Genomic DNA, 11919 nt, shown 5'->3' with positions numbered 1-11919 from the left:
CACAAACTTAATTTGCGTTTAAATAAACATCGTCAATTTGCTTCCTCAGATTTTGAATCGCCGCTTGTCCCTGTGTTGCAACATTTTCCCAACGGCATTCAATTACGATTTTGTCATGATAGCCTACTTTCTTAAGTGCAGCAAAGTAGGGCCTGAAATCATCTCCCTGAACTCCCGGTGGCGTGCGTCCCTCTTTTTCTGCAACCTCACAATAAACAACAAAGCCTTTCGCCTTCTCAATGGACGCAGGCCCTTCTCCATCTTTCAACATATGATAAATATCAACGCATAACCTCATGTTTTTGTGATCCACTTTTTTGACAACATCAGCTGCTTCCGCCACAGTGTTAATAAAATTGGTTTCCGTACTGTTTAGATTCTCTAGCGCTAGCATAATATTATAACGTTCCGCTAGTGCGGCAATTTTTTTTGCTACTCCGATGAATTGTTCTTTCGCCCTTGCAGGATCAAATCCTTCGGGTACTCGCCTCGATCCACCGCTTCCCCAGATAATTCTGTTTACACCAGCTTTCTTACAACGTTGAAAAACAACCTCTACGTATTGCAGGATAGCTGCTTCGTTAACATCAGGACCAACGACTTTCAATTCCCCGGGAATGAAAATATTTAACGCATACATGGGTATGCTCATGTCCTTAATTCTTTGAACGTTGTTTTGAAACTGTTCTTCGCTCACGCTCTTTGGGGATACCATTCGTCCGACGGACTCTACTAAATAACGATAGCCAAACGCATGAAGCAGACTATCATGCTCAATACTTTGGACGATGCCAATTTCCGGGCTATTGATTTTCTTTTGGCTTTTCGCTGCACTTAGTGCAGCAACGACTAATACACAGGTGTAAAGGATTCGATTCATAAATTTAAATGTACACATAAAGCGAGTATTTAAATACAGCCAACGGCCGCCCAATAAATTTGAATTAACCTATACGAAAGGCTTATATGTGTGTCTGTTTTCCCATGTTGCGTGGAATATTATTCTCAGCTAATAATATTTTATTTGTTAAAACAAACATTTTCGAACAAGCCTGCTTGGAATAGAAATTGACAATGCCTCATCGGATCGATCCAAGTCTATAAATTATCAAAAGTCTAACAGAAGACTTTGTTTGAAGTGCTTACAGGTACTATCCAGCAACAGGATAGCTTATCAATGTAGTGTTGATACACAGAGCAATAGTGCGTTGAATGTAAATGTGTTTACGGCTTAAATCCGTGTATTCAATTCAATTTATGTTTTACTATGAATTTAAAATTTAGGTTTTACAGTATTTTATGCATCAGTGCTTTATTGGTAATCGGTATCTCCTGTGATGATGATAACGATGGTACCGACATGACAGGCGACAATGCCATCACGCTCGATCTGGTAACAGATGGATTGTCTTCTCCATTGGTGGTGGTAACACCGCCTGATAACTCTGACAGATTATTCATTGTCGATCAGGGTGGTCAAATTTATATTGTTAAAGACGATGAACGATTACAACAACCGTTTTTGGACATATCGGACAAGATTGTACCTCGGGAAAGTCCTCAGGACGAGCGGGGGCTATTAGGATTAGCTTTTCACCCCGAGTTTGAGAATAACGGTCGTTTCTTTGTTTTCTATAGTGGACCGTTAAGCGCTAACGGACCGGCTGGATGGGATCACACCAATTATGTGGCCGAGTATTCCGTCATGCCTGGTTCCGATGAAGCCAATGAACCATCTGAGCGGATAATATTGTCAATGGATCATCCGCAGGCAAATCATAACGGAGGAATGATTGCTTTTGGACCTGATGGATATTTATACATTTCTGTAGGAGATGGGGGTGGTGCCAACGACACGGATGAGGGGCATGTTGCTGGAGGCAATGGCCAGGATATTACCGACAACTTATTAGGTTCAATTTTACGTATTGATGTCGACAACACGGAAGATTATGGTATACCGGCCGACAATCCTTTTGTAAATGTTGACGGGTTCGATGAAATATTTGCGTTCGGTTTAAGAAATCCCTATAGATTTTGTTTCGATCCCGAGGGCCGTGTTATCGTGGCAGATGCGGGACAAGAATTATACGAAGAAATCAATGTAATTGAAAAAGGTGGCAACTACGGATGGAATATTAAAGAAGGAGCACATTGCTTTGATCATAATAACCCGGATACGTCTCCCAGTTCTTGCGCAAATGAAGATGCCAATGGAAATCAACTGAGGGACCCTGTTATCGAATTTAAGAATTCAAGGAGCTTCAGCGATGGCCTTGGAAATGTATCCATCGGAGGCTTTGTGTATCAGGGAGATGATGATTCAGATCTAAATGGAAAATATATCTTCGGAGTACTCACGCAAAATCCAAACGGTATGGATGGCGCCGTGTTTGCTGCCGACCGTAATGGAACCACATGGAATTATGAAAAGTTGAGCATCACCAATAAGGCCAACAATGAGCTTGACGAATATATCCTCGGGTTTGGTCAGGACAATTCCGGCGAGGTCTATGTGCTTACCAAGGCAGGCGCTGAGAATTCAGGCAAGGTTTATAAGATTAATGAATAGTGTCTAAGTGTTGAAGTTCGAAGTACCAGCCTAACTTCAACCCTTCGGACTTCAACACTTCAACACTTTCATTATCTTAGCGGCCAACTTAACCAAATCATGTCGGTAAATTTAAACGAGGTACGTTGGGGTATTATTGGAGCGGGTGATGTATGCGAGGTAAAAAGCGGTCCCGCATTGAGCAAGATCAAACATTCTAAATTGGTTGCAGTCATGCGGCGAAACGCTGCTAAGGCACAAGATTTTGCAACCCGTCATGGGGTTCCAAAGTGGTATGATGACGCAGAAAAATTAATCCATGATCCGGAGATAAATGCCATTTACATCGCGACGCCTCCCGGCTCGCATGAAACATATACGTTAATGGCTGCAAAGGCAGGCAAACCTGTGTATGTAGAGAAGCCCATGGCTCGAACGCATAAGGAATGCATTTCGATGGTTGAAGCTTGTCAGCGGGCAAACGTACCGTTGTTCACAGCTTATTACAGGAGAAGCCTTCCTAATTTTCTAAAGATACAATCCCTGATTAGAGATGGCGTTATTGGCGATGTTCGTTATGTAAATATATTGCTTAACAAAACTCTTCAACCTGATATCGTTTGGGCCAGTGGTAATGATGACAATTGGAGAATCGTACCGGAAGTTTCCGGAGGAGGTTATTTTTTTGACCTCGCGTCACACCAACTCGATATGATGGATTTTCTTTTTGGTCCGATAAAAGATGCCAGGGGAATTGCTAGAAATCAAGCTGGTTTATACCAGGCAGAAGATATCGTGATGGGGAATTTTCAGTTTGAAAGTGGTATCATCGGGCAGGGTACGTGGTGTTTTACTACCTCAAAGGTTTCCGATAAAGAAGTCACCACGATTGTAGGAAGCAAAGGACAGATCTCTTTTCCATTTTTTAGTGATCATTCTGTTACCCTTGAAGTTGAAGGCAAAGAAAAGGAAGTTATGAAATTTGATATTCCTGTTAACATTCAACAGCCGTTAATTCAAACTATTGTGGATGAATTGCGGGGAACCGGGCAGTGTCCCAGCACGGGTGTATCTGGCGCCCGGACGAACGCGGTAATGGAAATGCTGAGCCAGCGGTAACGCCGCATTCTGAAGTAAAAATCTATTGCAGGCCTGAAGGGCCGTGATCACTGACGCAGGTCTTCAGGCCTGCGCTAAAATCAACAAACGACATCAAGCCCTGAGGGGGCGAAATAGACCGTTGTAGAAAATCAAATGTTTATATGCCCTGATCCCTCATCACAATACCTTACCGTCTTTTTGGGCCACACCAACGAAGCAAAATAGTAGGGGCAACCGTCGGGTATTTTTGTTCCGAAATCCTATATCAACATGTTGACCAAAATTTGACTGGACGTTGACACGTAAATAATTTAAATCAAATTTTTCTTGTTCATCGAAATGCTGATAAAATCGCCTAACTTATAATGAATGAGAAACAATTTTGATTTAGCCGTGTATTATCATCACAGACTGTCAAAGGTTGATAGCAAAAGTTGTGGGAAATCATGAGAGCTGTATTCGTCTTACTGATAGTATTGCTGCCGGTTCTTCTGTACGGGCAGTCTTACATGGATATTGGGAAACGGTTGAAACTGTTGGAGGAGCAGACAGATTTTAAATACGACACCGCCGGATTTTCTTTACTGCCCAAGTTCGATTTCCGTTGCGACAGAAAAAATAAAGCTGGGTCTGAATATTTTCATGTGACAGACATCAACTCTGATGATTTGCCGGATCTAATTTTTTCCGGGCCATGTTCACCCCATCATCAAACCGGCATATTTCTGAACACAGGAAAATCACTCAAAAAGGTATTCGATTACCCTGGTAAAATAGTTTCTGTCGAAAAAAATTCATCGATAACCACAATAAACATTTTGAAAGAAGCGGCTGATTGTGATTTCTATTCTCAATTTATCCAGGTTGTTATCAATCATCAGTCACAGGTAACAAAGCATACCATTGTTTTCGGAGCGAAAACAAAGATTGCTGTTGGTAATAAATTTAAGGAAGACAAAGTCATGGGTACACTGCGTACCACGCCGCATATAAATGATGTGGTAAAGCGTGATCTGTGTAATAACTCCATCAAAGGAAACCAGTTAACCCGCATTCATGAGTTTAAAGACATCATTCAAATAAATCGATCGGGGCCGTGGTGGCTTGTTCTTTATCCGGAGAATAATGAACGATCTTGGGTCGGATGGATAAGACTGGAATAATCCATTGACTTTTGAATTGATTTAATTAATGTTTGGACCCACTTCGAAAGATCAGGGAACCAGGCGCAAATCTTTGCTAAGGCTTTAATAAAGGTCAGACATTCCATCGTATATGCGTCTCATAGGCATATTGTATCTCGCCCCACAATCCTTTACTTTGTATTAAATATTTGACTAATGGATTTTTCCTTCCTTTTTGCTTACATCATTTGGAATGTTGATAGCGATATCTTCACAATTCCCTTTTTGAACCATCCTGTTAAATGGTACGGAGTTTCATGGGCGCTGGGATTATTAATCGGTCAACAGCTTATGTATTACATCTACCGAAAGGAAGGAAAATTCTCCAAGGATGTAGATACGTTAACCTTATATATCCTTCTTGCGGCATTTCTCGGCGCTCGGTTAGGGCATTTCATTTTCTATGACCCCTCCATGTTTATCACTGATCCACTTTTTATTCTATTGCCTCCATATGCTGGGTTGGCAAGTCATGGTGCTGCTATTGGAACTTTGATAGCACTGTATTTTTTCGCGCGAAAAACGAATGTAAAATATTTGTGGATAGTCGATAGGCTGGTAATCGTTTCCGCCTTAGCCGGATGCTTTATTCGGTTGGGAAATCTGATGAATTCCGAAGTGATTGGATTACCAACGGAGTTACCCTGGGGCTTTATCTTTACCAGCATTGACAATACGCCAAGGCACCCAGCCCAATTGTATGAGGCAATCTATTGCTTTTTTCTATTTGTGTTTTTGTTTTGGTACTGGTATCAGAACCGAAGCAGCATAAACAACGGTACGCTTACTGGCTGGTTCCTGATCATTTTATTTACACTCCGGTTTATTGATGAGTTCTTCAAAATAGACCAGGAAGCGTTTGAAGCAGATCTATTATTAAACATGGGTCAAATCCTGAGTATTCCATTTGTTATTGCGGGCATATTTATTCTTTTATGGAGCAGATACAAAAACCAACCGCATGCTGATATGGAAACCGCTACTTTAAAGGAAAGCCCTGAGCCGGAGAGCATTTGATCCGTGATATACTGCAATGACAACAATATTTTGCTCCAAAAAATTAGAGGGGTTTTTAAATAATTCTGATCCATATTTAGAACCCGATTATGGAAACAAGTTTGGTAACTGGAACGCCCACACATTTTTAATCGAGCGGAAAAGATTTATCCTTTTTACCAACGACAGAACTACCTATTCGATTGTCTTTATCGATATCCGTAAGGCCGATCTGAAGGATTTCGACCATTTGTTTAGAGAATCATTGATCCGTCAGCTCGACAACGATGTAAGAATCAATGAGCGCCAGGAAATTGAACTTAGAAATTCACTAACAGACATTCGTCTTACCAGGACAAATAATAACAAACGGGTTCTCGGCACCATGAATGAATTCGTTCACATTATAAAATATTTCGTTGCAAACGAAGGGGGCCCTGCACACATCTCTGCCATGGAGCTAGGATATCGTATAAACAACCAACTGGTCAAAGCACCACTCGAAGTGACATCGGAAAAATATTCTGTTCCTAAGGAGCTGATGTTACAGTTATTGCAAAAAAATACGAGCTTATAAAAAAGTGAACAATGCTGTAAGCTTCAATGAGAAAATTCCACATTGAAGCTTACAACTTTCTTAACTATTCATTTGCAATGAACGGTGCCTTCCTTACAAATCGGTCATCATGCAGTTGTTGAATCATAAATTGCGCAATATCACCGGCGGTAATTTTTGTACCGAGACAATCATCCAAACTAACTTTTATATCCCCTTTCCCTTCTGAGAATTCGATCATCGGCACTCTTACCAACGTCCAGTCTAGGCGCTCATCCCTGCTCAACAGCCTATAGGTCTCTTGGCGGTTTTCGTGGATGGCAGGAAAGTGTGTTTTCATGTATTCAGTTGCCGCCAATGTCTGAGGTCCTTTCTTGTCAAACGGTGTATCGATGTTGATTCCGGCAACAAGTATGTATCGACGGATATTAATCTCGTGCATTACCTTATTGATATTTGAAGTGGCTTGTAACGACACAAGTGGCTCATCCGCCCGTTGGCCAATGGTGCTTAGTACCGCAGTACAACCCTTAAGCAACTGCCGGATTGCTTCTATATCTAACGCATCGCCTTCGACTATCTCAATCAATGATTCATGATTAACAAAGTTGGATGGTTTTCTAAGAAGAACATTAAGTGAGTAACCTTGTTGAAGTAATTGGGTGACAAGAAATTTACCGGTTCTGCCACCGCCGCCAAGTACGGCTATTGTTGAGTTCTGATTCATATATTTCCTTATAAAATTTAAATAGAAAAAAGCATGCTTCTTGCAGGAAGCACGGCATGTCACAGGATGTAACTGTGTACTGGGTCCGAGTTTTTATAAGGATTTTTTGATGGTTAAATATAATTAACGGAGTGGATGCCTTGCAAATCTTTTATTCATTCCGTGAGGCACGAAATAAAGATTTCCTATTTTTGGACGTTATGAACAAAAATTTCAATCAGAAAGAGCGTGACCTGGTAAAGCTTGCCGGCTTTTTCAAGAAAGAAAGTATTCGTTTAATGAACGAAGGAAAGTTGGGCGAAGAGCATAAAGGTGTTCAGGATGCCGTTGACCGATTCCTCGAGCACCTGGAGAATCATGTAAATACACGTGCATTTATTTTGGAGCAACGCGATTACCTGAATAAGTTGGTAAAGGATAATGCACAATGTCCCAAGTGTCATACCAGTGACAAACTTAAAGTCGTGGGAACAGAAAAAAATGACAAAGGTTGGAAAAGTAATCGTTACCGATGCCGAAAGTGCAACATTGAATTCACCTGGAATATGCCTAACAACCCCTGGCATATGATCGAATACATTCAGCAGATATTAGGAGACATGCAAGCGAAAGCTGAAAACGGATCAGCGGAAGAAAAAAGCCAGTCCATCCAGGCAATCGCTAGCATGCAAGGTAATCTTGATAAGTTAAAACCAGTAATTGACGCTCATGAAAAAGATTATCAGGCTCTACAGGCGCGTGAACAAGAGATGGAGCGACTGTTACACGAATTTAAAAACTCGCTGATGATTGAAAAAATCAAAATGGACACCTGGGAAAACAGGCAAAACCAGAAACATAACTAGATGGGGTTCCTATCCGTTTTCAACATCTCAAAGCAAGGCCTGGGTAACTTTAAGCTGGAAGATATTACGTTCACGCAAAGCAAAAATCAAAAAATTGCTATCGCAGGAGAAACTGGATCGGGTAAAAGTACCCTCCTAAAAATTATTGCAGCACTTGAACAACCTGATGCAGGTGAAGTGATTTTTAAAGGAGAAATTGTAAAAGGTCCTGAGGATAATTTGATCCCTGGCCACTCCTCAATTGCTTATCTGACACAAGATTTTCTGCTACCAAAATTTTTGCGTGTTGAGCAAGTGTTATCGTACGCGAATCACCTTAGCAACGATGAAGCAAAAGCTTTATTTGAAGTATGTGAGATAGCGCATCTTTTAGAACGGAAAACGGATGAATTGTCGGGAGGGGAGAAGCAACGCATTGCACTGGCGAAATTGTTGATTACGTCGCCCGATTTGCTGTTGTTAGATGAACCATTTTCAAACCTGGATATGGTTCACAGAAATACATTGAAGAAGGTATTGAAGCGTATTTACAAAAGTCTTGATATAACGTGTATACTGGTTTCTCACGAACCGATGGACGTGCTCTCCTGGGCAGACAAAATCATTGTGATGAAGGATGGTAAAATCCTTCAAAAAGGTTCTCCTAAAAAGATATATCGACGGCCTTTGAATGAATACGTTGCAGGACTATTCGGTAATTACAATTTGATAGAGAAATCTCAAGCACACTTGTTCTACAAAATGTGGGGAAAAGAACCAAAGGAAAAAAAACTTGTTGTCCGCCCGGAACATTTTAAAATCACGAAGAAGAAATCTGATGCCTTAGAAGGCAGGGTGATCCACATCACCTTTTTTGGAAGCCATTATGAAATCGCGATATCGGTAGGTGATATTTTGATAACAGTAACAACTCGAAAAAATAACGTTAAAAAAGGAGAAGCAGTATACGTACACTGCTCTCCTGAAAATGTTCGATTTATTAAATAAGATATACCGTTCCCGTCAAACCGTAACAACGATTTTCCCTCTCGTTTTATGCGTCTCCACCTGGATGTGGGCGTCCGGAAGTTGATCAAATGGATAAACTTTCGTGACGTGTGATCGGAGCGCGCCTTGCTGCAATAAGTCGGCGAGTGACTTCATATCATTGCCATTCGATTCCACGGTCATTCTATACGCCTGCGCTTTTTTATGGGCAATCAAGGCTTTCAATTCATCATCAAAGAAAGTAATAAGACTGACCAGTCTGCCGCCGGTTTTTAGCGCGGAAAAAGAACGTTTCAAGTTTTCCTTGTCCAGCGAATCCAGAATAACATCTGCATCCCTTACGATCTCCTCAAATTTTTCTTTTTTATAGTCGATAAACTGATCGGCTCCCAACGAAAGAATGAAGTCCTTGTTTTCGGAAGATCCTACGCCAATGACAAACGCGCCAACATGCTTGGCGATTTGCACGGCATAATGCCCAACCCCGCCTGAGGCTCCATGAATAAGTACCTTGTCGTCTTTTTTAATTTGCGCATGCGTGACCAATGCTTGCCATGCGGTAAGGGCAGCAAGCGTAGCAGCACCTGCCGCTTCGAATGAAATGTTACCGGGTTTCAACGCAACTTGCGCCGCATCAACAGCCACATATTCCGCGTATGCTTTTCCATGACCTTTAAAGTTGATCAGGCCAAATACTTCGTCCCCGGTTTTTAGTCCATTAACTTCTGATCCAACCGTTTCGATTATACCAGCGATATCCCAGCCCAAAATTACTTCTTCACCCTTGCCCGGATTTACAAAAATCGAAAGTCCTTGCTCACTGCTTCTCACAAAGGCGTCAACAGGGTTAATTCCAATAGCTTTTACCTTTACAAGCACCTGGTTATTTTTTATTTGTGGTGTTGGAATTTCTTTTTGGACGAGGTTCTCTACGCCCCCAATCTGTTTCAATGTGTATGCTTTCATAGATTAAAAATTTATGGCGTAAAATTGCCACCTCCATGCGATAGTATTCTTGTAAAAATTCAGGTTAATGCTGTACTTTACGGGGTATGCATACCGAACAGCTCTTCCAACCTTTTGAGATCACCATTAAGAAATCAAACGAATGCCCTGTAGAACAGCACCGCCATACCTTTTTTGAGCTGATCTACATCATGCAGGGAAAGGGAAGCCACAAAATCAGCGGCAACAAATTTGATTATTCGGCTGAGCACCTTTTTTTGATCATGCCTGAAGTGCCGCATCATTTTGAAGTAAATGAAACGACGACATTTCTTTTAATCAGATTCAATAATATTTTTCTTAAGGCACAAAGAGCAAAAGAAGTGCATAGCGATCTTGGGGACTGGATTCAAAAATTGGAGTATATTTTTCAGAACAATCACTCGCCGATCGGATGTGTCATCAGGAATAAAAGCGATAAGCCTTTGGTAAGAACGTTAGCCGAATCAATCATTCATGAATACGTAAACCAAAGTCATTGGCATAAAGAACTGGTGCAGCAGCTAGTCAACACCGTTATAACCATTGTGGCACGAAATATTTCAATGTACTTGCCGGAATTGAAAAAGGTTCAGGATAAATTATCACAACAAATGATCTTTTATATTCACCAGCATATTTATCATCCGGATCATTTGAAAGCGGAAACCATCGCTTCTCATTTCAATGTTTCGCCTAATTATGTGAGTGAATATTTTAAAAAGCATACCGGAGAAAGCCTGCAGCAATATATTATTAATTATAAATTAAAACTGGCGCAGATCCGTTTACAATACAGCGACATGCGGATCAATGAAATCGCCTTTGAACTAGGCTTTACCGATGAAAGTCACCTGACAAAAATGTTTCGAAAATATCATGGACAAACACCCACTGTCTTTAGAAAGGCTAAGACACTCGCGCCGGTGTAACGCGTGACACCGTCAAATTAAAAAATACAATATGAAAAGATGGCCCATTCCCGTTGTTGTGATATGCAGTATTATTTCTTTCGCTGCAGGAACGCTATGGCAAGTACGGAATTCAAAACCTGATCTTGAAAGTCATATCAGCGGTGTTGGAATTTCTTCCGGAAAAACAATTGCAACCTCCGCACGAGCATGCCGAGGAGGAGTTTCAGCATGTGATTTCAGGAAGTGGTACGTGGACGTTGAATGGAAAAGAATCGCCGATTAAGAAAGGAGATCTTATGTATGCCAAACCATGGGATATGCATGGAATCTCTAATACTTCCTCTGATACGTTGAAGTTTTTTGTAATGAAATGGGTGAATAAAGGAGTGGTGAAGCCTGTAAAAAAATAATGGCCGACGATTGGAATTTTCACCACAGAGAAATGAGTATTAAATCATTTCTCTGTGGTGATCATAAGTTAATTTAAGAAATGAATTACAGAGATTTCTTCGAAGCGATGAATTTCCCAGGGACGATATTGATACGCGAAACGGTTAATAATTTCATTCATCGTAAATACTTCGTAGATGGAATACGGGTTAGCACCCGCCATACGATAGCGTTTTGTTTTTTTCATAAGAGTTGATTCGCATTAAAAACCATTTTTCAATTTTTCTAAAAATTCCAGTGTCAGTGCACTGAGTAGCGGTTAAAAAAGTTTATTAATAACCGAATATACAGCTACATACTTTGATATAGAAAGTTATCATCTTTGATAGACACCTTCGTACCAAAAGTTGATGTAATGTAGGCGGGTCTATCAGTCGTTTCCAGCACGCTTCCAAAGATGCCAGAGCATGTGTGCTTCACCATTTACGAGACAACCGGTTGTTTTTGTCGAACAGATTCCTTTAACCGAGTCGAATGAATGCCTCTAACCTAATCCATAAACCGATATGCAATAATAGCGTGTGTAAGATTTTCAGGAGACCGGTAAGTGGCAAACGACTGTTTGCTGAATGCTAACCGAACGCAAATAGGCTGTTAATAATTTTGAAGTGTCCGTTACTGGGA

Annotated in this window: 13 protein-coding genes; 9 read left to right on the top strand and 4 right to left on the bottom strand. The window is 40.9% G+C overall.

What is annotated here, in order from left to right; translation table 11 throughout:
• Positions 1–7: 7 nt before the first annotated feature.
• The gene (locus P2W71_RS16195; protein WP_276372324.1) at positions 8–880 is read right to left on the bottom strand and encodes a sugar phosphate isomerase/epimerase family protein; all 873 of its coding nucleotides are present in this window, start codon (positions 878–880) and stop codon (positions 8–10) included.
• A gap of 387 nt (positions 881–1267) precedes the next feature.
• Between P2W71_RS16195 and P2W71_RS16190 the strand changes: the two genes are divergently transcribed.
• The 5 genes from P2W71_RS16190 (at position 1268) to P2W71_RS16170 (ending at position 6409) form a co-directional block, all read left to right on the top strand.
• A complete protein-coding gene (locus tag P2W71_RS16190; protein WP_276372323.1) occupies positions 1268–2572 on the top strand; it encodes a PQQ-dependent sugar dehydrogenase in 1305 nt (434 codons plus the stop codon).
• Positions 2573–2671: 99 nt separating this feature from the next.
• On the top strand, positions 2672–3670 hold the full coding sequence (locus tag P2W71_RS16185; RefSeq protein WP_276372322.1) for a Gfo/Idh/MocA family oxidoreductase: 999 nt from the start codon (positions 2672–2674) through the stop codon (positions 3668–3670).
• A gap of 428 nt (positions 3671–4098) precedes the next feature.
• A complete protein-coding gene (locus tag P2W71_RS16180) occupies positions 4099–4815 on the top strand; it encodes a hypothetical protein (protein ID WP_276372321.1) in 717 nt (238 codons plus the stop codon).
• Between the two features lie 177 nt (positions 4816–4992).
• Positions 4993–5853 carry a prolipoprotein diacylglyceryl transferase gene (lgt, locus tag P2W71_RS16175; protein ID WP_276372320.1) on the top strand — a complete coding sequence of 287 codons (861 nt, stop codon included), beginning with the start codon at positions 4993–4995 and terminating at the stop codon, positions 5851–5853.
• Positions 5854–5869: 16 nt separating this feature from the next.
• Entirely contained in the window at positions 5870–6409 is a 540-nt protein-coding gene (locus P2W71_RS16170) for a hypothetical protein (protein WP_276372319.1), read from the top strand.
• Between the two features lie 64 nt (positions 6410–6473).
• On the opposite strand, the gene P2W71_RS16165 is transcribed toward P2W71_RS16170, so the two are convergent.
• Positions 6474–7115: an NAD(P)H-binding protein gene (locus P2W71_RS16165; RefSeq protein WP_276372318.1), complete on the bottom strand. Its 642-nt coding sequence runs from the start codon at positions 7113–7115 to the stop codon at positions 6474–6476.
• A 200-nt stretch (positions 7116–7315) separates the two neighbouring features.
• On the opposite strand from P2W71_RS16165, the gene P2W71_RS16160 reads away from it, so the two are divergent.
• Positions 7316–7960, top strand: coding sequence for a hypothetical protein (locus P2W71_RS16160; RefSeq protein ID WP_276372317.1), 645 nt, complete (start codon positions 7316–7318; stop codon positions 7958–7960).
• Positions 7961–8947 (top strand): ABC transporter ATP-binding protein, encoded by a 987-nt coding sequence (locus tag P2W71_RS16155; protein WP_276372316.1) that lies wholly within the window; start codon positions 7961–7963, stop codon positions 8945–8947.
• A 15-nt stretch (positions 8948–8962) separates the two neighbouring features.
• On the opposite strand, the gene P2W71_RS16150 is transcribed toward P2W71_RS16155, so the two are convergent.
• Entirely contained in the window at positions 8963–9913 is a 951-nt protein-coding gene (locus P2W71_RS16150; RefSeq protein WP_276372315.1) for an NADP-dependent oxidoreductase, read from the bottom strand.
• Between the two features lie 86 nt (positions 9914–9999).
• Here P2W71_RS16150 and P2W71_RS16145 point away from each other — a divergent pair, with 86 nt between their 5' ends.
• Together P2W71_RS16145 and P2W71_RS16140 are read left to right on the top strand one after the other, a co-directional pair.
• On the top strand, positions 10000–10863 hold the full coding sequence (locus P2W71_RS16145; RefSeq protein ID WP_276372314.1) for an AraC family transcriptional regulator: 864 nt from the start codon (positions 10000–10002) through the stop codon (positions 10861–10863).
• A 125-nt stretch (positions 10864–10988) separates the two neighbouring features.
• Entirely contained in the window at positions 10989–11255 is a 267-nt protein-coding gene (locus tag P2W71_RS16140) for a cupin domain-containing protein (protein ID WP_276372313.1), read from the top strand.
• A 68-nt stretch (positions 11256–11323) separates the two neighbouring features.
• On the opposite strand, the gene P2W71_RS16135 is transcribed toward P2W71_RS16140, so the two are convergent.
• The gene (locus P2W71_RS16135) at positions 11324–11482 is read right to left on the bottom strand and encodes a hypothetical protein (RefSeq protein WP_276372312.1); all 159 of its coding nucleotides are present in this window, start codon (positions 11480–11482) and stop codon (positions 11324–11326) included.
• Between the last annotated feature and the right edge of the window lie 437 nt (positions 11483–11919).

Origin of the sequence: Chryseolinea sp. H1M3-3, assembly GCF_029360725.1 — a bacterium.
GTDB lineage: Bacteria > Bacteroidota > Bacteroidia > Cytophagales > Cyclobacteriaceae > Chryseolinea.
The sequence above is the reverse complement of the archived record's forward strand: the minus strand, read 5'-3'. Positions and strand labels throughout refer to the sequence as shown.